At 53.9% G+C, this 20,842-nt stretch carries 19 protein-coding genes; 10 read left to right on the top strand and 9 right to left on the bottom strand.

Annotated elements, in window-relative coordinates; genetic code table 11:
• Positions 1-54 precede the first annotated feature (54 nt).
• The 4 genes from ubiG to yfaE all read left to right on the top strand — a co-directional run bounded on the left by ubiG (position 55) and on the right by yfaE (position 5,141).
• Complete coding sequence (gene ubiG / locus BIY29_RS01750) at positions 55-810, top strand: bifunctional 2-polyprenyl-6-hydroxyphenol methylase/3-demethylubiquinol 3-O-methyltransferase UbiG (protein WP_121573199.1); 756 nt, start codon at positions 55-57, stop codon at positions 808-810.
• A gap of 334 nt (positions 811-1,144) precedes the next feature.
• Positions 1,145-3,430: a class 1a ribonucleoside-diphosphate reductase subunit alpha gene (gene nrdA, locus BIY29_RS01745; protein WP_121573197.1), complete on the top strand. Its 2,286-nt coding sequence runs from the start codon at positions 1,145-1,147 to the stop codon at positions 3,428-3,430.
• A 317-nt stretch (positions 3,431-3,747) separates the two neighbouring features.
• On the top strand, positions 3,748-4,878 hold the full coding sequence (gene nrdB / locus BIY29_RS01740; protein ID WP_121573328.1) for a class Ia ribonucleoside-diphosphate reductase subunit beta: 1,131 nt from the start codon (positions 3,748-3,750) through the stop codon (positions 4,876-4,878).
• A gap of 2 nt (positions 4,879-4,880) precedes the next feature.
• A complete protein-coding gene (gene yfaE, locus BIY29_RS01735) occupies positions 4,881-5,141 on the top strand; it encodes a class I ribonucleotide reductase maintenance protein YfaE (RefSeq protein ID WP_121573195.1) in 261 nt (86 codons plus the stop codon).
• Positions 5,142-5,155: 14 nt separating this feature from the next.
• On the opposite strand, the gene BIY29_RS01730 is transcribed toward yfaE, so the two are convergent.
• The 5 genes from BIY29_RS01730 to BIY29_RS01710 form a co-directional block, all read right to left on the bottom strand.
• Complete coding sequence (locus BIY29_RS01730) at positions 5,156-5,953, bottom strand: isochorismatase family protein (protein ID WP_121573193.1); 798 nt, start codon at positions 5,951-5,953, stop codon at positions 5,156-5,158.
• A gap of 91 nt (positions 5,954-6,044) precedes the next feature.
• Positions 6,045-7,415 (bottom strand): amidase, encoded by a 1,371-nt coding sequence (locus BIY29_RS01725; RefSeq protein WP_121573191.1) that lies wholly within the window; start codon positions 7,413-7,415, stop codon positions 6,045-6,047.
• A 14-nt stretch (positions 7,416-7,429) separates the two neighbouring features.
• Positions 7,430-8,401 carry an ABC transporter substrate-binding protein gene (locus BIY29_RS01720; RefSeq protein ID WP_121573189.1) on the bottom strand — a complete coding sequence of 324 codons (972 nt, stop codon included), beginning with the start codon at positions 8,399-8,401 and terminating at the stop codon, positions 7,430-7,432.
• 48 nt (positions 8,402-8,449) lie between these two features.
• The gene (locus BIY29_RS01715) at positions 8,450-9,295 is read right to left on the bottom strand and encodes an ABC transporter permease (RefSeq protein ID WP_121573187.1); all 846 of its coding nucleotides are present in this window, start codon (positions 9,293-9,295) and stop codon (positions 8,450-8,452) included.
• Positions 9,292-10,128: an ABC transporter ATP-binding protein gene (locus BIY29_RS01710; protein ID WP_121573186.1), complete on the bottom strand. Its 837-nt coding sequence runs from the start codon at positions 10,126-10,128 to the stop codon at positions 9,292-9,294. The genes BIY29_RS01715 and BIY29_RS01710 overlap by 4 nt, the downstream gene beginning before the upstream one ends.
• A gap of 399 nt (positions 10,129-10,527) precedes the next feature.
• Between BIY29_RS01710 and BIY29_RS01705 the strand changes: the two genes are divergently transcribed.
• The 3 genes from BIY29_RS01705 (at position 10,528) to BIY29_RS01695 (ending at position 12,461) form a co-directional block, all read left to right on the top strand.
• Complete coding sequence (locus tag BIY29_RS01705) at positions 10,528-10,926, top strand: hypothetical protein (RefSeq protein WP_121573184.1); 399 nt, start codon at positions 10,528-10,530, stop codon at positions 10,924-10,926.
• A gap of 165 nt (positions 10,927-11,091) precedes the next feature.
• Complete coding sequence (locus BIY29_RS01700) at positions 11,092-12,006, top strand: SPFH domain-containing protein (RefSeq protein ID WP_121573182.1); 915 nt, start codon at positions 11,092-11,094, stop codon at positions 12,004-12,006.
• Entirely contained in the window at positions 12,006-12,461 is a 456-nt protein-coding gene (locus BIY29_RS01695) for an NfeD family protein (protein ID WP_121573180.1), read from the top strand. The genes BIY29_RS01700 and BIY29_RS01695 overlap by 1 nt, the downstream gene beginning before the upstream one ends.
• On the opposite strand, the gene cueR is transcribed toward BIY29_RS01695, so the two are convergent.
• The gene (gene cueR, locus BIY29_RS01690; protein WP_121573178.1) at positions 12,451-12,891 is read right to left on the bottom strand and encodes a Cu(I)-responsive transcriptional regulator; all 441 of its coding nucleotides are present in this window, start codon (positions 12,889-12,891) and stop codon (positions 12,451-12,453) included. The two genes, BIY29_RS01695 and cueR, sit on opposite strands and share 11 nt — an antisense overlap.
• A 116-nt stretch (positions 12,892-13,007) precedes the next feature.
• On the opposite strand from cueR, the gene copA reads away from it, so the two are divergent.
• The 3 genes from copA to ybaK all read left to right on the top strand — a co-directional run bounded on the left by copA (position 13,008) and on the right by ybaK (position 16,948).
• Positions 13,008-15,524 (top strand): copper-exporting P-type ATPase CopA, encoded by a 2,517-nt coding sequence (gene copA, locus BIY29_RS01685; protein ID WP_121573176.1) that lies wholly within the window; start codon positions 13,008-13,010, stop codon positions 15,522-15,524.
• A 107-nt stretch (positions 15,525-15,631) separates the two neighbouring features.
• Positions 15,632-16,435, top strand: a complete 804-nt coding sequence (locus BIY29_RS01680; protein WP_121573174.1) for a TraB/GumN family protein — start codon at positions 15,632-15,634, stop codon at positions 16,433-16,435.
• A gap of 30 nt (positions 16,436-16,465) precedes the next feature.
• The gene (gene ybaK, locus BIY29_RS01675) at positions 16,466-16,948 is read left to right on the top strand and encodes a Cys-tRNA(Pro)/Cys-tRNA(Cys) deacylase YbaK (RefSeq protein ID WP_121573172.1); all 483 of its coding nucleotides are present in this window, start codon (positions 16,466-16,468) and stop codon (positions 16,946-16,948) included.
• Positions 16,949-17,024: 76 nt separating this feature from the next.
• On the opposite strand, the gene yjiA is transcribed toward ybaK, so the two are convergent.
• The 3 genes from yjiA to BIY29_RS01660 form a co-directional block, all read right to left on the bottom strand.
• Positions 17,025-17,987, bottom strand: a complete 963-nt coding sequence (gene yjiA / locus BIY29_RS01670; RefSeq protein WP_121573170.1) for a GTPase — start codon at positions 17,985-17,987, stop codon at positions 17,025-17,027.
• 14 nt (positions 17,988-18,001) lie between these two features.
• Positions 18,002-18,205 carry a YbdD/YjiX family protein gene (locus BIY29_RS01665; protein ID WP_121573326.1) on the bottom strand — a complete coding sequence of 68 codons (204 nt, stop codon included), beginning with the start codon at positions 18,203-18,205 and terminating at the stop codon, positions 18,002-18,004.
• Between the two features lie 142 nt (positions 18,206-18,347).
• Positions 18,348-20,501, bottom strand: coding sequence for a carbon starvation CstA family protein (locus BIY29_RS01660; protein ID WP_121573168.1), 2,154 nt, complete (start codon positions 20,499-20,501; stop codon positions 18,348-18,350).
• Positions 20,502-20,842 lie beyond the last annotated feature (341 nt).

Below are 20,842 nucleotides of genomic sequence, written 5' to 3'. Positions count from 1 at the left end.
GGCGCTGACGATATACTCGCGGGAGACGAAGATAACCAAAGGTCGTGATTGCACATGAATGCAGAAAATCAAACACCGAACGTCGACCAGCAGGAAATTGCCAAATTTGAAGCCATTGCTTCACGCTGGTGGGATCTGGAAGGCGAGTTCAAACCATTACACCGCATCAACCCGCTGCGGCTGGGCTACATTGCGCAGCATACCGAAGGGCTGTTTGGCAAGAAAGTGCTGGATGTGGGCTGCGGCGGCGGCATTCTGGCCGAAAGCATGGCGCGGGAAGGCGCGGATGTCACCGGTCTGGATATGGGGGCCGAGCCGTTGCAGGTGGCCCGTTTACACGCGCTGGAAAGCGGTATGGCGGTGAATTACATTCAGCAAACCGTCGAGGCGCACGCTCAGGCGCACAGCGGTGAATATGATGTCGTTACCTGTATGGAAATGCTGGAACACGTTCCCGACCCGCAATCAGTGGTTCAGGCCTGTGCAAATCTGGTTAAACCGGGCGGCCATGTTTTCTTCTCCACCATTAACCGCAACGCCAAAGCCTGGATAATGGCCGTCGTCGGCGCCGAATACCTTCTGAAGATACTACCGCGTGGCACGCACGATATTAAAAAGTTCATCCGCCCTGCCGAACTGATTGGCTGGATTGACGCCACCCCGCTGCACGAAAAGCACATCATCGGATTACACTACAACCCGCTGACAGACCGCTTTAAACTCGGTTCGAATGTGGATGTGAACTATATGTTGCATACGCAATCCGCCAATCCTGCCAATCCTGCCAATCCTGCCAATCCTGCCAATTAAGAATAATCTTAAACATTGCGTAACACCTTGTTGCGCAATTTCTTCCCATCGACGAGAAAATCGCCGTCTTATCCAGATTTTCTTTTTTTTCCAGATTGTTGACATCGTCTTCAGCCCTTACAAAACAAGACCTAAGTAAAACACGGCGTTTCAGAACCTTAATTTCACGCCAAAATCAACTCTTGTTCTTAAAAGAATCCTAACTACAATACTCACCATATAGTGATTCCTTTATCAAAAATCCCCTATATGTAGTATTTATGCACAGAGTTAACCACAGCAGGATCGTGAATAAACAGGGGCATTTTTATTTCACCCACAGGTAAATCCCAACATGAACCAGAGCTTGCTCGTTACCAAGCGCGATGGCAGTAAAGAAAGAATCAATCTGGATAAAATCCACCGGGTCATTACCTGGGCTGCGGAAGGATTGCACAATGTCTCTGTTTCTCAGGTGGAACTGCGCTCTCACATTCAGTTTTATGACGGCATCCGCACTGCGGATATCCACGAAACCATCATTAAAGCGGCAGCGGATCTGATCTCCCGTGAAAGTCCGGATTACCAGTTTCTGGCCGCACGTCTGGCCATTTTCCATCTGCGTAAAAAAGCCTACGGTCAGTTTGAACCGCCTGCACTGCTGGCTCACGTCAGCAAAATGGTCGACATGGGTAAATACGACAAACATCTGCTGGAAGACTATAGCCCGGAAGAGTTTGCCGAAATGGATACGTTCATCGACCACTGGCGCGACATGAATTTTTCCTATGCGGCGGTTAAGCAGCTCGAAGGGAAATATCTGGTTCAGAACCGCGTGACCGGCGATATCTATGAAAGCGCCCAGTTCCTGTATATTCTGGTGGCGGCCTGCCTGTTCTCCGGCTATCCGCGTGAAACCCGTCTGGATTACGTAAAGCGTTTTTATGATGCCGTCTCCACGTTCAAAATCTCGCTGCCGACGCCGATTATGTCCGGCGTGCGTACCCCGACCCGTCAGTTCAGTTCCTGTGTGCTGATCGAATGCGGCGATAGCCTGGATTCCATCAACGCCACCTCCAGCGCTATCGTGAAATACGTTTCCCAGCGCGCCGGTATCGGTATCAATGCCGGTCGCATTCGCGCACTGGGCAGCCCGATCCGCGGCGGCGAGGCCTTCCATACCGGCTGTATTCCCTTTTACAAACACTTCCAGACGGCAGTGAAATCCTGCTCTCAGGGTGGTGTGCGCGGGGGAGCGGCCACGCTGTTCTACCCGATGTGGCATCTGGAAGTGGAAAGTCTGCTGGTGCTGAAAAACAACCGTGGCGTGGAAGGCAACCGCGTCCGTCACCTCGACTATGGCGTACAGATTAATAAGCTGATGTACCAGCGTTTGGTTAAAAGCGAAGATATCACGCTGTTCAGCCCGTCCGATGTACCGGGGCTGTATGATGCTTTCTTTGCCGATCAGGAGGAATTTGAACGCCTGTACGTGAAATATGAGCAGGATGACGGCATCCGCAAGCAGCGTATTAAAGCGGTGGAGCTGTTTTCCCTGATGATGCAGGAACGCGCCTCAACCGGTCGTATTTATATCCAGAATGTGGATCACTGCAATACCCACAGCCCGTTTGACGCCCAAATCGCCCCGGTTCGTCAGTCCAACCTGTGTCTGGAAATTGCCTTGCCCACCAAACCGCTGGAAGACGTTAACGACGAAAACGGCGAAATCGCGCTGTGTACGCTATCCGCCTTTAACCTCGGCGCCATCAACAGCCTTGACGATCTGGAAGAACTGGCGACATTGGCGGTTCGCGCACTGGATGCCCTGCTCGATTATCAGGACTATCCGATCCCAGCCGCCCAGCGCGGCGCGATGGGGCGTCGTACCCTGGGCATCGGCGTGATCAATTTCGCCTACTATCTGGCAAAAAACGGCGTGCGCTATTCCGACGGCAGCGCCAACAACCTGACCCACAGAACGTTTGAAGCCATTCAGTATTATCTGCTGAAAGCCTCTAACGTATTGGCGCGTGAGCAAGGCGCCTGCCCGTGGTTCAACGAAACCACCTACTCGCAGGGTGTGTTGCCGATTGATACTTACAAACGCGATCTTGACGCGGTTTGTAACGAACCGCTGCATTACGACTGGGAAACGCTGCGTCACGAGATTAAACAACACGGCCTGCGCAACTCGACGTTGTCCGCATTGATGCCGTCTGAAACCTCTTCGCAGATATCCAATGCCACCAATGGTATTGAGCCGCCGCGTGGTCACATCAGCGTCAAGGCGTCTAAAGACGGTATTCTGCGTCAGGTGGTGCCGGAATATGAAACGCTGAAAGACGCTTACGAACTGTTGTGGGAAATGCCCAACAATGATGGCTATCTGCAACTGGTCGGCTTAATGCAGAAATTTGTCGATCAGGCGATTTCGTCCAATACCAACTACGATCCGTCTCGTTTTGCGTCTGGCAAAGTGCCGATGAAGCAATTACTGAAAGATTTGCTGACAGCGTATAAACTCGGCGTAAAAACGCTCTACTACCAAAACACCCGTGATGGTGCGGAAGATGCGCAGGGCGACCTGTTGGCAGAATCGCAGGACGACGGTTGCGAAGGCGGAGCCTGTAAGATTTAAGCCCGTATTAAGGCTGTAATGGCAGCCTAATGTTCTGACAAAGCCGCTTGTAAGCCTGAGATACACGGGCCTACCGTACCGAGGGGCGCTCCGGCGGCTTACGCCGCTACGACCCCTCAGTACGCTCTCCCTAGTAAAGAGCTTTGTCAATGGTCTGAGGCTGTAATGGCAGCTTAATACTTTTATGGCAGGCCGCCGCAAGCGGCGTTAAAAAATGCTCCCGGCATTTTTTTATGGCGGGCTATCCCTGCCCGCCCCCTTTCGGGCCGCCGCAAGCGGCGTTAAAAAATGCTCCCGGCATTTTTTTGGAGAGAACAATGGCTTATACCACTTTTTCACAGAATAAAAACGACCAGCTCCTTGAACCGATGTTCTTTGGTCAGTCGGTTAACGTTGCTCGTTTCGATCAGCAAAAATACGAAATTTTTGAGAAACTCATTGAGAAACAACTCTCTTTTTTCTGGCGTCCGGAAGAGGTTGATGTTTCCCGTGATCGTATCGATTACCAGGCGTTGCCTGATCATGAAAAACACATATTTATCAGCAATCTGAAATACCAGACTTTGCTGGATTCCATTCAGGGTCGTAGCCCGAATGTGGCGCTGCTACCGCTGATTTCCATTCCAGAATTGGAAACATGGGTGGAAACCTGGGCGTTTTCAGAAACCATCCACTCACGTTCCTACACCCATATTATCCGTAACATTGTTAACGACCCGTCACTGGTGTTTGATGACATCGTCACCAATGAAGAGATCCTCAAACGTGCCAAGGACATTTCCGGTTACTACGACACACTGATCGAAATGACCAGCTACTATCACCTGCTGGGTGAAGGCACCCATCAGGTGAATGGTAAAACCATAACCGTCAATTTGTATGAGCTGAAAAAGAAACTTTATCTGTGCCTGATGAGCGTTAACGCGCTGGAAGCGATCCGTTTCTACGTCAGCTTTGCCTGCTCGTTCGCCTTTGCCGAGCGTGAACTGATGGAAGGCAACGCCAAAATCATCAAGCTGATTGCCCGTGATGAAGCCCTGCACCTGACGGGTACTCAACATATGCTGAACCTGATGCGATCAGGTAATGACGATCCGGACATGGCTGGCATTGCGCAAGAGTGTCAGCAAGAGTGCTACGACCTGTTCGTACTCGCCGCCCAGCAGGAAAAAGAGTGGGCTGAATACCTGTTCCGTGATGGCTCGATGATTGGCCTGAACAAAGATATCCTGTGCCAGTATATTGAATACATTACCAATATTCGTATGCAGGCGGTGGGTCTGGCGCTACCGTTCACAACACGCACTAACCCTATTCCGTGGATTAACGCCTGGCTGGTTTCCGATAACGTACAGGTTGCCCCGCAGGAAGTGGAAGTCAGTTCTTATCTGGTGGGCCAGATTGATTCCGAAATCAATGCCGATGACCTGAGTGATTTCCAACTGTAGTCATGACCATATCAACCATTACACTGCGCACATCCGGTGCGCAGTTCGCCTGCTCAGATGCCGGGCGCTCACTGCTGGACGTGCTGGAGTTTAATCGGGTCAACGTCGAATATCAGTGCCGTTCCGGCTATTGCGGTTCATGCCGTATCCGCTTGCTCAAGGGCAAGGTGGCCTACCGTCAGACACCGCTGGCCTGCATTCAGCAAGACGAAATCCTGCCCTGCTGCTGTATGCCGCTGGACGATATTGAACTGGATATGTAAGGCGGCGCGAGGTGTTACGCCTGCTCCGATTGCGCCGCAACCGGCTGTTCGGCCAGCCAGCCGAATACCTCGTCAATGCCAAGCACATCCGCATAACGGGCGTTGAGATCCAACAGCGTAAAATCCAACACGGACTGACTTCTATCACCGGCAATCTCGCGTGGTAATACCACGTGAAACCCATCCTGGAACGCTTCAATCGCTGTGGCGCGCAAACTGCCGCTAGCGGTTACCCCGCCCAGAATGAGCGTATCCACGCCCTGCCGTTTCAGCCACGTCGTCAGATCGTGGCCGTGCAAATCGGAGATATAACAGGTGGATTGCATCCGATCGAAGGCGATACCTTCCAGCTCCGCATCAATCTGATTAAGGTAGGCATCCTCCGTCAGCGCCGTGATAGAGGAGAACTTTTTCCCCCACATACGGGAAAAGTGGTGCTCTTCCTGATAAATCGTACGGCTGAATACCGTCGGCAATTGATGTTGCCTGGCCTGTTCCAGCAACTGACGCAGCGCAGCTTTATTAAACGACGTATTGATCGCCAGCGTGGAGCCCGAATCCATAAAGGCATAGGTCACGTCCCGTATCAGAACCGCCGCCTTCGAGCCAAAACCGATTTTACTGGCAAACCCGGTCTGTGAATAAATGAGCTGGATTTCATCGGCCAGATAGCGCCGCTGGCCGCCGGGGGTGTAAACCACCTTAAGGCCATAGGTTTTCACCTCGCCATTTTCCTCCAGACGCCTCAAGGTGCTGGCGGAGATCCCCAGCATTTTCGCCGCATCAGAAACCGTCAATAATTTATCGTACATAACACGCCATCCTGGTTAACCGGAAAAAACCACCCTACTGCCCGGAGCACTTATCTTCCGCCCGTCGCATTGACTGGCGGGCGGTTTATTTTCATTGATAGCAGACCGGAGGTAAATAGCGATGCCAGTCGGTCATCTGCTGATAGTACAATCCCAGATCCGCCAACGCCTGTTCATTACCGTGTCGGGCAACCCATTGCATACCGATAGGCAATCCCGAACGGGAAAAACCGACCGGTAGCGTCAGCGTCGGCACCCCGGCGTTGGTAAACGGCATATTGAACGCCGGCGAACCGGTAAGCGCCAGGCTATACGGCGCCAGCGTCGGCGTGGCGGGCGTCATCAGGATATCCACCCCATCAAACAACGCCGCCAGCTCTGCGCGGTAACGAGCCCGAGTCTGCTGGGCTTGCAGATACTCATGGGCGGAAACAGCCAGGCCTTGTTGCAGGAACTCCTGTAAATAGGCGCCGAACAACATAGGCGTTTTCAGGAAATTAAGACGATGATAGGCGGCGCATTCAGCCTGCATTACAATCTGATGCGCCTGACAGGCCGCATCGAAACTTTCCGGCAACCCGATACGTTGCAATTGAACGCCGCGTCCGGCCAGTTCATCCATCGCCCGCTGGCAGGCAACGCCGATTTCATCATCCACGTCGGCAAACCACGGATGTGCCACGATGCCGACAGTATAATCGTGCTTCTCCCTTAATTGCAGCGGCGAGTAAGCCAGCGGCTGGGTGGCCTCATCCCGTGAGTCCGGGCCTGACAGCGCGTTATACACCAGTACCGCATCCTCAACCGTGTGAGTAAAAGCGCCGACATGATCCAACGACCAACTGGCGGGGATAACCCCGGCTTTACTGATGCGCCCATAGGTCGCTTTCAGCACTGTGACCCCGTTAAACGCCGCCGGACGGGATAGTGACCCAGCAGTCTGCGTTCCCAGCGTCATCAGCGCCATACGTGCGCCAAGCGCGGCGGCAGAACCGCTGCTGGAGCCGCCGGGCGTATGCTGAGGATTCCAGGCGTTGCCCGTCTCGGGCGGCGTGCCTAAATTGGCGAACTCCGTCGTCGTCAGTTTGCCCAGCAGCAACGCGCCCATCTCATCAAGCCTATCGATAACGCTGGCATTTTCGCTGGAGATCATCCCCTGACAGACTTTGGAACCGCCCTCGGTGGGCAGCCCGCGGGTATGGAAGATATCCTTGGCGCCATAGGGAATGCCAAATAGCGCTGGCTTACAAGCAATCGCCGCCATCTGCCGGTCCAGCTCCGCCGCCCGCCGTTTGGCGCCGTCCCGGTCGAGATAGCGCCAGGCGTTGATCTGACCATCACGCTCATCGATACGGGCCAGAAAATGACTCAGCAACTCCCCAGGCGAAACTTTACGCTCCGCCAACATTCGCCGGGTGGCGGCGATAGTGGCAAAAGGCGAATGATCCAACGTGTTTTTCATAAAGCTTTTCCTTATCAGGGTTTGCTGGCGAACTGACCATCGACAACCTGTTCATAAGGCATATCCTGCGTGATATTGCCGACGAATTTCTGGATATCGATAGCGGTTGTGAATGCCAAAGGAGAAATAACCGCGTTAGCGGGATAGACATTGCTGTCGATCATGCGCTGCACCGCCGCATCCACCACCTTGGCGTCCAGGGAGGCGAACTCCAGACGGGCCACCTTTTTCGCTTCATCAGGCTGCTGGTGAATAAAGGCCAGCGACTGGTTGATGGATTTGACGAAACGTGCGACCAGTTGCGGATTGTCGGTGATGGTTTTCTCTGAAGTATTAATGGTGGAGAAAGCATATTCCGGGTAGTCGCGGGTAAAGTCATAAATCACCTTCAGCCCCTGCCCTACCCCCTGATCGGCCTGAGGCTCATAAACCACCGCCACATCCGCTCTGCCGGCCAGCAACGGCCCCAGTTCCGATCCATTCTGGACTTCGTTAATCGTGACGTCTTTCTTGGCATCCAACCCATGTTGTTGCAGCAAACGCAGCAGCAGCGTGTTGGACGTGCCAGGAGCCAGACCGGAAACCAGGCGTTTCCCCTTCAGATCGGCAGGCGAATTAAAGGTAAAGTCCGGCTTGGCCAGTATCCACACCGGCGCGCTGTTGGCGACGGCGCTGACAGCCTTGGCTGCGCCGCCTTTCTGTTGAGCAAATCCTACATGTTCAGGGCCGTGAACCGAGAACTGTGCCTCGCCGGACAGTACGGCCGCCAGCGCAGTGGGGCCGGAACCAGCCGATCGGATTGTCGCCACATCAATCTGATTCTGAGCGAATATTCCCTGATGTTTTGCCACATAGACCGGCAGATACAGCAACGAGTGAAACGCCTCAGTTACCAGCACGCGATCGGCCTTGCCATCAGCGGCAAAGCTGCCAGCGGAGCCAAGGGTAAAGGCAGCGGCGCACAGCCATGAAACAAATTTATTCATTGTTGAATTCCTTCGATTAATGGGTTACGGAACAAGCGAACGGCACGACTAACGATTAACGGACTGGCGTTCCCAGGGCAGCAACCAACGCTGTAACTGAATAACCAGCAGATAAAGCACAATAGCGACAAACAACAGGGTAAAGACGCCGACCCACACCACATTGAGGTTGAACAGGTTACCGGCGACGAAAATCATTTTGCCCAGACCATAATCAGAGGAGATAAATTCCCCGCCGATATCGGCAATCAGCGCGAAACCAATGTTCAGACGGAAGGCGGAGATGATCCACGGCAGCGTGGACGGGATCACCACTTTGCGGAAAATCTGATTCTTATTAGCGCCGAGCGAACGCATCAAATTCACCTGATTGTCATCAATCTGGTGCGTTCCCTGCCACGCTGACAACAGCGCCACGATATAAGTGGCGATAAATGCCAGGGCGATTTTGGAAAACAGCCCGGAGCCGAACCAAATGATAATGATCGGAGCCAGCGCGATTTTCGGCAGCCCGTTCAGGGCAATAAAAAACGGATCGAGGATGCGCGCCAGCGCCGGGGAATACCACAGCAGCAGCCCGGACAACGACCCCATCAGACTGCCCAGCACAAAGCCGATCACCGTGGCGTAGACCGTGAAATAGGTATTGGTCAGCAGTTCACCGTTCGCCAGCAACCGGACAAACTCATGCCAAATCCCCACTGGGGAGCCCATCAGAAAAGCATTAACCATGCCAGCGTCTACGCCGTACTGCCATAGCGCCACGATTGCGATAAGGATCAGCGCCCGCCAGCTATTATCTTTCAGCAGAGACTGAAACTTCTTTTTGCGCCGACGGCTCAGGGCCGACAAACGGGAACGGTTTTTATCCGCAGCGGTAATTGGCGTATTCATAGCCTGCCTCCCAGTTGAATATCCATGTCGGCCCATATCGCATCGAAAAATTGTTGATAGCGCGCATCTTTCCGGGCGCCTAAAGCAGAACCGTGTTGCTTGGCCAGACCAACGTCATAGGTCTTTTTATTCCACGTAGGCCGCTGCGACATCACCACGATACGATCGGACATGGAAATGGCCTCGCCGATATCGTGCGTGATCAGCACCACCGTTTTGCCGTATTCATTAAGAATCGACAGGATCTCTTCTTCCAGCACCAACCGGGTTTGATAATCCAGCGCGGAGAACGGCTCATCGAGCAGAATGATGTCCGGATCGATCACCAGCGTGCGGATCAGTGCGGCCCTCTGGCGCATCCCGCCGGAAAGCGTGGCGGGATAGGCATGGGCGAAATCCCCCAGACCATATTTCACCAGGTAGTCCATCGCCCGTTTATGACGTTCTTTCTTCGGCACTTCGCTGATTTCCAGACCCAGGCAGACGTTATCGAGGATGGTGCGCCAGGGAAACAGCAGATCCTTTTGCAGCATGTAACCCACCCGGCCTTTCTTGGGAATGGCGTAATATTGATCAAAGACCTGAATTTCACCGGCGGTAGGCGCCAACAGGCCGGCAATCATATTGAACATGGTGCTTTTGCCGCATCCGCTGGGGCCGACGATACTGATAAATTCGTGGTGATAAATATCAATTGAGATGTCTTTAATCACGTCCACCACGTTTTCATCGTGATCGAGAAACTGCTTTTTTACGCCTCTCATAGAGATAGCAACCGGTGGCGACGCGGAAGCGGTCGTCGGTGTCTTGTTTATTGCAGGTGAAAGGCTCATCACATACTCCTGATTAACAGCATTCCAGAGACGCCATTGCCATAGCACGGGCGCATCGCCGGATATAGACCAAGAATGAAGCAAGTCGATTGCGCAGAATCACCGTAACAGAAACTTTTCAAACTTGTCTAATATGACAAACTTATCAAACTTATCAAAGTTTCCTGGCTGTCGGCTTTCCACTTACTGCGTTTTAATCGGGGGGATCGATGTGATGGGCTGAAAATCCGTTCTGTGACGGTTCCATGATTAGCATGAAATAAAGATAACCTGGTCTTTGAGGGAACTGCCGACGGTTTAGGGCTACTCATCAATACTACCGCGCACTAGTCATCTAAATGCATTCAGTTTATTAACCGCAAACACTTTTCATTCACAACATTATAAGGTCAGTTACTGATGAAAATTCCATATATCAGTTCAAGTTCACATACCTCTTCCAGTTCTTCCGCAGGCGCTTCCGGTTCCCAGCAGAAAGCACAGGGAACCGTCGACAGAATTAACAAAAACCTGAATGAATTAAGTGAATTACAAAAATCATTATCCTTGTTGGCGACTAACCGCGCGGCCAAATCACCCGATCCAATTATTCAACAATTCGCCAACGATGCCATGCAACTTAACAGAGATATTTATCAAGCAACCAACAACGCCAACGTTATCATCGATCAGTTGCAAAGAGGCAAACTGAACCCAGAGTACAACGGCCCACACCACGATCTTATTGCCAAAACGGATACCCTGATTTCACACATGGAGTCGCTGTCAGAGAGTTACAGAACGTATCAAAAGAGCTAGTTATCACTTATCGACTGAATGGATATCCATCCATTCGGTCTTTGCCGACATACCGCTGCATTACGATCCTCATCTTTAGCGCACACTCCCGGGTAAAAACACTCTCCATACCGCGTTCAATCACTTACACTAAAATAGTCAAAATACTAAAGAGAAGGTAATGTCATGCTAACGTTCATTCCCGTTGTCATCTTCGTGGCGCTAATCCTCGTCTGGTCCGGCATTAAAATCGTACCGCAGGGCTATCAATGGACCGTTGAGCGCTTTGGCCGCTATACCAAAACCCTGATGCCGGGGCTTAATCTGGTGGTGCCGTTCATGGATCGTATTGGCCGCAAAATCAATATGATGGAACAGGTGCTGGATATCCCGTCGCAGGAAGTCATTTCACGCGACAACGCCAACGTGGCGATCGATGCGGTCTGCTTCATTCAGGTTATCGATCCTGCACGTGCCGCTTATGAAGTCAGCAACCTGGAACAGGCGATAGTTAATCTCACCATGACTAATTTTCGTACGGTTTTGGGTTCGATGGAGCTGGATGAAATGCTCTCCCAGCGCGACAGTATCAACAGCCGGTTGCTGCATATTGTCGATGAAGCGACCAACCCGTGGGGCGTCAAGATTACCCGTATTGAGATCCGCGACGTGCGCCCGCCTGCCGAGCTGATTGCGGCAATGAACGCGCAGATGAAAGCGGAACGTAACAAACGTGCCGATATTCTTGAAGCCGAGGGGGTTCGTCAGGCCGCCATTCTGCGCGCCGAGGGGGAGAAACAGTCGCAGATCCTGAAAGCGGAAGGCCAGCGTCAGTCTGCCTTTTTAGAAGCCGAAGCGCGTGAACGTGCGGCAGAAGCTGAAGCGCAGGCGACAAAAATGGTCTCTGAGGCTATTGCGGCGGGCAACATTCAGGCCATCAACTATTTCGTGGCGCAGAAATATACCGACGCGCTGCAACAGATCGGTTCCTCCACCAACAGCAAGGTCATCATGATGCCGCTGGAAGCCAGCAACCTGATGGGCGCCATCGGCGGCATTACCGAGTTGATTAAAGATAGCCAAAATAATCGGAGTCAATAATGGGTATTGAACTGGTGATGGAAAATGCGCACTGGTTCTGGCTGTCGCTCGGCGGCCTGCTGCTGGCGGCTGAGATGCTAGGCGCCAGTGGTTACCTGTTATGGAGCGGGATCTCCGCAGTACTGGTTGGGCTGCTGGTCTGGCTGGCGCCAATGGCATGGCCGTGGCAGGGTATGGTGTTTGCCGTGCTGACCATTGTCACCGCCTTGCTGTGGTGGTACTGGCTGCGTAAGCGAACGCTTGCCCGCCCGCCGTCTACACTCAACCAGCGTGGGCAGCAGTTGGTCGGGCTGCGCGCCACGCTGACCGAACCCGTGGTGGACGGTTTTGGCCGCGTCAGAATTGGCGACAGTACCTGGCGGGTTAAATCAGAACAGGATCTGGCTGCCGGAACGCAGATTGAAGTGGTCGCCGTTGAAGGCATTACGCTGCACGTGCGCCCGATTACGCTTTAACATGCGGCGCGTCGTTCAAGGGAGTCGCCGTCTCTGAATGACAGCAACCGGCAAGATTATTGATAATCGGGCAATCCGCGCCGCTGTCTCCCGGACATTGTTCCGCCAGCGCCAGCAAACGCTGGCGCATCTCTTTTAGCTCTTCAATATGTACTTCAATTTCCTTTACTTTTTGCATGGTACGGGCTTTCACATCCGCGCTGTGCCGTAAAGGATCGTTAAACAACGCCACCAGTTCCCGGCACTCATCCAGTGTAAACCCAACCTGACGAGCCTGACGCAGCAGAGTCAGTTCCTCGATATGATGAGCATTATAACTGCGGTAGCCGTTTTCAGAACGTAATGGCGCGGTCAGCAACGCTTTCTCTTCGTAAAAGCGAATCGTTTTACTGGTGAGACCGGTTTTTTTGGCGACATCGCTGATATTCATCATTTCCCCCTTGACCTTCCCCTTGATGGAAGGTTTAACCTGCTTAATAACTAGTCGAAATCAGGCAGTCGGTCAACGTATTTGGCCATCGGTTGTGATCACAGGAGAAGATTATCATGTCGCAAACTACCGTTTTGTCATTGCAAGGACTCACCTGCGGGCATTGTGTGCAGCGGGTTAAAAAAACGCTGGAGGCGCTGCCGGATGTTGTACAGACAGACGTCACGCTGAATTATGCCAGAGTCACTGGTGAAGCAGCAGCACAGACGCTGATCGACTGCATTGAACAGGCTGGCTATCAGGCCAGCGTATCACAGGAGGCGGATTACCCAAAAACTGAGCCGCTGGCACAGGTAGCGACCACGCCGGAAACGCTGCCAGCGGCCCAGAATGATTTTCCGGCTACCTCCGTTGAAGATGATAGCGTACAGATTTTGCTTCAGGGTATGAGCTGCGCCAGTTGCGTCAATCGCGTACAGAATGCGCTACAGGGCGTCGAAGGCGTGACGCAGGCGCGGGTTAACCTGGCTGAACGTAGTGCGCTGGTGAGCGGACATGCCGCACATGCCGCGCTGATTGCCGCTGTTGAACAGGCTGGCTACGGTGCTGAAATCATTCAGGATGAAGACCAACGCCGCGCTCGTCAGCAACAAACCGCACAACAAAGCATCCGGCGCTTTCAGTGGCAAGCCGCGCTTGGTCTGCTGCTGGGGGTGCCGCTCATGCTGTGGGGGGTGATGGGCGGCAGTATGACGCTGACGCCCGAAAGCCGCACGCCGTGGCTGGTTATCGGCGCATTGACGCTGGCCGTCATGATTTTCGCCGGCGGCCATTTTTACCGCAACGCCTGGCGCAGCCTGAAGAATGGCGGCGCCACAATGGATACGTTGATTGCACTCGGCACCGGCGCCGCCTGGCTCTATTCCATTACCGTCAATCTGTGGCCAGATATGTTTCCGATGCCCGCCCGCCATCTTTATTATGAAGCCAGCGCGATGATCATCGGTTTAATCAACCTCGGTCACGCACTGGAACAGCGCGCCCGCCAGCGCTCGTCACGTGCGCTGGAAAAACTGTTGGATCTCACGCCGCCCACCGCCCGCGTTATCACTCAGGATGGAGAGAAAACGCTGCCGCTGTCTGATGTACAATCCGGCATGACCTTACGCCTGACCACCGGCGACCGTATTCCCGTCGACGGCGAGATCCTACAGGGGGAATTGTGGGTAGATGAAGCGATGCTGACCGGGGAGCCGCTGCCCCAGCAAAAAGCGTGCGGTAATGCGGTGCACGCCGGTACGCTGGTTACTGATGGCAGCGCGTTGTTTCGTGCGGACGCCATCGGCAACCAGACGACGCTGTCGCGCATCATCCGTCTGGTCAGGCAGGCGCAGAGCAGTAAACCGGCTATCGGCCAACTGGCGGATCGCATTTCCGCCGTGTTTGTGCCGGTGGTGGTGGCTATCGCCATCATCAGCGGCGCTGTCTGGTTCTTTGTCGGCCCGCCGCCGCAAATTGTCTACACGCTGGTGATCGCCACCACCGTACTGATTATCGCATGCCCTTGCGCACTTGGGCTGGCCACGCCGATGTCGATTATTTCCGGGGTAGGCCGTGCGGCCGAACTTGGCGTGTTGGTACGGGATGCCGATGCCTTACAGCAGGCCAGCAAGCTGGATATTCTGGTGTTCGATAAAACCGGCACGCTGACGGAAGGCCAGCCGTGCGTGATAGAGGTGCACACCTTTGGCGCAGTGACAGAACATCAGGCGCTATGCTGGGCGGCCTCGCTGGAACAGGGGGCAAACCATCCGCTGGCGAGATCGATCGTCAGTCGGGCGAAAGGCCTGACCCTCGCGCCGATCAATCAGTTCCGCACCTTACCCGGTCTGGGCGTCAGCGGACAGAGTGGTGACGTATCGTTGCTGCTCGGCAACCCGGCGCTGCTGAAACAGCACCAGATTGCTATCGATGCGGCAGAAGCATTGATCAATGAACAGGCGCAACGTGGCATCACGCCAGTATTACTGGCGGCTGACGGGCATATTGCCGCGCTGTTCTCCATTCACGATCCCCTGCGCGAAGATAGCGTGACTGCCCTGCAACGCTTGCATCGGCAAGGTTATCAACTGGTGATGTTAACCGGTGATAACCCGCTGACCGCCAGAGCGGTAGCCAAAGAGGCGGGTATCGATCAGGTGATTGCCGGCGTATTGCCGGATGGCAAAGCAGAGGCCATCAAGGCGCTTCAGGCAAAGGGAAAACGCGTGGCGATGATTGGTGACGGTATCAATGATGCCCCGGCGCTGGCGCAGGCCGATGTGGGGATCGCTATGGGCGGCGGCAGTGATATCGCTATCGAAACCGCGGCCATTACGCTGATGCGCCACAGCCTGCACAGCGTGGCCGATGCGTTGGAACTTTCCAACGCCACGCTGCGCAATATGAAACAGAACCTGCTGGGCGCTTTTGTGTATAACTCACTGGGTATCCCGATTGCGGCAGGCTTACTCTATCCGCTGACCGGAACATTGTTAAGCCCGGTGGTGGCAGGCGCCGCGATGGCGCTGTCGTCTATCACCGTCGTCAGCAACGCCAATCGCCTGCTGCGTTTTAAGCCGAAAGCGCGATAAAGCCGCTGCCTGTTCTGACAGGCATCGGCATTTTTCATCCGATCAGCAGTACAACTTGTCCCGCTTAACGTTTAGCATAGAACGCTTGATATCAGGAGACAGGATCTATGGGGCAACTGCTGCGTCGAATTGCGACTTTCCTTGGGTTTATCTCGCCGCTGACTTACGCCTATCCGGCGGTGGATGTTCAACTGGCGGATCAGCGCCAGTTTCATCTGGTTGGCAGTATCCATATGGGCAGCATGGATATGGCTCCCCTGCCCGATGAATTGCTTAAACAGTTACAACGGGCGACGGCATTAATCGTCGAAGCCGATATCTCCGATACCGCTTCGCCTTTTGCGCATACGGCGTCTGAACCGCTACTTTCGGAACGCCTCAGCCCGCAAGATTATCGTCAGTTACAGCAAATCTGCGCAACGCTGTCCTTCAGCCAAAGCAACATTGACCACGTTCCCGCCTGGCAGGCCGCCCTGATGCTACAGGCCCGCCAGGCTCAATTGCTGGGGCTGCGCCCGGATTACGGTATCGACTATCAGTTGATTAACGCGGCAAAGGCGCAGGGGCTGAACATCATTGAGCTTGAGGGGCAGCAAACGCAGGTCGATTTGTTGCAACAACTGCCACAAGGCGGTCTGCCGCTTTTGGAAGATACCATCAGGCACTGGCATACCAATGCCCGGCTGCTGCAAACTATGGTGGGCTGGTGGCTGGACAGCAAACCCGGCAAGCTGGCCCCGCGCATCCCCGCCACCTTCAGTAATGAAATGACCAACCTGCTGATGAACCAGCGCAACCGCCGCTGGCAGCAGCAACTCAAGGCCCTGCCGCCGGGAAACTATGTGGTTGCAGTCGGGGCGTTGCATTTATATGGTGATGACAACCTCCCGGCATTATTACAGGCAAATTGAGCGAAACATCGCGTAAGGAATAGTGGAATCATGACACCCGCAGTGAAACTGCTTGAGAAAAACAAGACCGCATTTACGTTACACAGCTATCACCACGACAGCGACGAAACTAATTTTGGCGAGGAAGCGGCCAGAAAGCTTGGACTTAACAAAGAGCAGGTTTACAAAACGCTATTGGTTTCATTGAATGGCGATGCCAGGAACCTTGCCGTGGCGGTGACGCCGGTCGCCGGGATGCTGGATTTAAAGAAAGTAGCCCGTGCGCTGGCGGCCAAAAAAGCCGATATGGCCGATCCTGCCATTGCTCAACGGGTAACCGGTTATCTGGTGGGCGGGATCAGCCCGCTGGGGCAGAAAAAACGCTTGCCGACGGTGATTGACGAAACCGCGCAACAGTTCAACACCATTTTTATTTCCGGCGGCAAGCGCGGGCTGGATATCGAACTGGCGGCAGAGGATTTAGCCCGTCTGTTGCAAGCCACCTTCGCAGACATTGCCAAACATGAAGGTTGAATCCTGTGGATAAGCGAATCGGTTTGTCAATGGTCTGAGGCTGCCCTTTGGGCAGCCAGGAAAATCCAGGCAGGCATCACTCAGCCAGACGGGCAAAACCATCCCGTATATCCTGCTCAGGCAGATCCCTGCCGATGAAAACCAATACGCTTTTTCTTTCTTCATCATCCCGCCATTCTCTGTCCCAGTCGGCGCTGTAAAGCCGCTGCACGCCCTGAAACAGCAGACGGCGCGCGTCGTCTTTAATCGCTAGAATGCCTTTGTAACGCAATAAATTATCGGCGTGATTCACCAGGAAACTTTCCATCAGATCGGACACGGCGGCAAGTTCAACCGGCGTATCAAGATGAACAACGATAGATTGGATATTATTTTGCGCTGGCGCGATAAAGCGAAACACCGGCGTCTTCACCGCCAGCTTATCGTTAAGGATAAAACCTTCAATATTGAACAAGACGCTTAAATCAATGTCCCCGTTCACCACGGGATAAACCGGCGCTCTGGCATTAATGCGTTGAAGACGCTGGATCAACGCCTCGTTTTCACCCACGATATCGGTTTTGGTCAGCAGAATGCGGTCGGCATAACCGATCTGTGACTGTGCAATGGTGAACTGATCAAGCTGCTGTGGGGCGTGTACCGCGTCCACCAGCGTAATAATGCCATCCAGAACAAAACGTTCGCAGATAACTTCATGGGAAAAGAAGGTCTGCGCCACCGGGCCGGGATCGGCCATACCGGTACACTCAATCACCACATGATCAAAATCCAGCGAACCGTCGTCAATGCCGTCCAGTAAATCCAGCAGCGCGTCAGCCAGTTCATTGGCCTGACTACAGCAGATGCAGCCATTGCTCAGGGTGGTGATTTTGCTTGCCCGTTCGCCAATCAGCGCATTATCAATCGGTACTTCGCCAAATTCGTTTTCAATAACGGCAATCTTATAACCGTGGTCGGCATTGAGCATATGCCGCAATAAAGTGGTTTTACCCGCGCCCAGAAACCCAGACAAAATGGTTACACAAAGTGGTTGAGTCATAACTGCTCCATTGGCTAACAGCAGCGCATTCCGCCTTTGCCGTCGCCGCCATAGCGCGCCTGCTGGCGCTCGCGGAAAAATTCTTCATAAGTCATCATCGGCTTATCCGGATGATTGGTCTGCATATGCGCGACATAGGTATCGTAGTCGGGCATACCAACCAGCATACGCGCCGCCTGGCCTAAATATTTGCCCGCCTTTCCCAGATTACCGAACATAATCACCTCCGGGCCATCGGCCGTTTTATAAAAAAATACCCCGCATAACATTTATATATTATAGGGGGTATTTGTGCCCGTCATCTTTCACAGCTCGGTCGTGTTGGCGGCCTCGCGAAATCCGACGGGCGATATCGCCGGCTTAGTGGCCGGAAGAGAGTTTCACGCCGCCTTCCGGCACCGGCACATAAGGCGTTTCTTCATCCGAACGCTCGGACACTTTACGCGCTTCCAATGCCGCCTTGATGCCGTAAGCAATAATGCTGTACACCACGATCAGGAACAGGATGCTCAGACCGGCGTTGGTATAGTTATTCGTCACGATATGGTTCATGTCGGCAATCTGCTGTGCGGTTAAGTCAGCGCCAGCTTCAGCAATTTTGCCCTTGAACATGTTCGCCATATAGAAGAAACCTTCCAATTGCGGGTTATCGCTGAACAGTTTAAGCCCCAACGCCCAGGTGGTGCAGATCAACAACCAAATCGCCGGCACCAGCGTTACCCAGATATATTGGGTGCGTTTCATCTTGATTAACACCACCGTACCCAGCACCAGCGCCACGGCAGCCAGCATCTGGTTGGAGATGCCGAACAGCGGCCACAGGCTCTTCACGCCGCCCAGCGGATCCACCACGCCCTGATAGAGCAGATAACCCCACAGGCCGACACACCCGGCAGTACCGATGATCCCGGCCACCAGCGAGTCGGTTTTCTTCAGGAATGGCACAAAGTTGCCCAGCAAATCCTGCAACATAAAGCGTCCGGCACGCGTCCCCGCATCCAGCGCGGTCAGAATAAACAACGCTTCAAACAGGATACCGAAGTGATACCAGAAGCCCATATCCGCGCCCGGAATGATCTGGTGGAAAACGTGCGCGATCCCTACCGCCAGCGTCGGTGCGCCACCGGCACGGTTCAGAACCGAAGGTTCGCCAATGTCTTTCGCCGTTTGCAGGATCTGCTCAGGAGAAATCACAAAGCCCCATGAACTGACCGCCGCCGCCGCTTGTACGGATACATCCTGCAACTGCGCCAGAATCATCGGCGCGTCAGCCGTACCCAATCTGTGCAGATCCGGCATGGTAATACCCAGCGCCGCCGGCGGGGTGTTCATGGCGAAATATAAACCGGGTTCGATAATAGAAGCGGCAACCAGCGCCATCACCGCAACAAACGACTCCATCAGCATAGCGCCGTAACCAATGAAACGCGCATCGGTTTCATTAGCCAGCAGTTTCGGCGTAGTGCCGGACGCAATCAATGCATGGAAGCCGGAAACGGCGCCACAGGCAATGGTGATAAACAGGAAGGGGAACAGCGTACCTTTCCATACCGGGCCGGTGCCGTCGACGAACTGCGTGACCGCTGGCATTTTCAGATCCGGGTTTAAGATAACGATGCCGATAGCCAGACCGACGATCACCCCGATTTTCAGGAAGGTCGCCAGATAGTCACGCGGCGCCAGAATCAGCCATACCGGCAACAGGGCAGAGATAAAGGCATAGCCAATCAGCGTATAGGTAATGGTGGTGTCTTTAAAGGTCAGCGCCGGTCCCCAGTACGGATCGTGCGCTACAATGCCGCCAAACCAGATAGACAGCACCAGCAACACAATACCGATGACCGATACTTCGCCCACGCGTCCGGGGCGGAGATAACGCATGTAGATGCCCATAAACAGGGCGATTGGCACCGTGGAGCAGACGGTAAACACGCCCCACGGACTTTCCGCCAGCGCTTTCACCACAATCAGCGCCAATACGGCCAGGATGATGATCATAATTAAGAAACAGCCGAACAGCGCGATGGTGCCCGGCACCCGCCCCAATTCCTTCTTAATCATTTCACCCAGCGAGGCGCCATTACGGCGCGTGGACAGGAACAGCACCATAAAGTCCTGCACCGCCCCGGCCAGCACCACCCCGCCCAGCAGCCACAGCGTACCCGGCAGGTAGCCTATCTGCGCCGCCAATACCGGCCCAACCAGCGGCCCCGCACCGGCGATAGCGGCAAAATGATGGCCGAACAGCACGTTGCGGTTAGTCGGAACATAATTGAGGCCGTCATTATTTACCACGGCTGGCGTCGCCCTGGTCGGATCCAGCCTCATTACCTTCTGCGCGATATACAGGCTGTAGTATCGATAAGCCACCAGGTAAACGGCGACGGACGCGACAATAATCCATAATGCACTGACATGCTCGCCACGGCGTAGTGCGACTACGCCCAGGCAAGCCGCCCCGATGATCCCCAGGATCAGCCAGGGGATGTGTTTAAGAATGGTGTTGCTCTTCATAAGACATCCTTCATTAAAAATTCATAATCATTTGATTTTGATGTTTATTAAAAAACTTGCGCGGTATGTGGGTCATTACGTATAGGGTCAGATAAATGGGAATGATGCGAATACGGCAACGGTGACAGTACACTGAGCAACAGGCAGGCCTGCGCCAACGTACCTGCCAGATCGGTGACAACATTGCGGATAAGTGAAAATGAACTGTCATCGTGTTCTACCGAACCATCACCAAGTGGCAGGACATTACGTCAGCCTCTGGAGACGGGCTATCGGTATTCCGCTAGCCGGTAAAATAGCGTGATAAGCGGTTAGAATCGCCGGGTGAGCGGTTAGTGGGA

The organism is Brenneria alni (assembly GCF_003666245.1).
GTDB lineage: Bacteria > Pseudomonadota > Gammaproteobacteria > Enterobacterales > Enterobacteriaceae > Brenneria > Brenneria alni.
The sequence above is the reverse complement of the archived record's forward strand: the minus strand, read 5'-3'. Positions and strand labels throughout refer to the sequence as shown.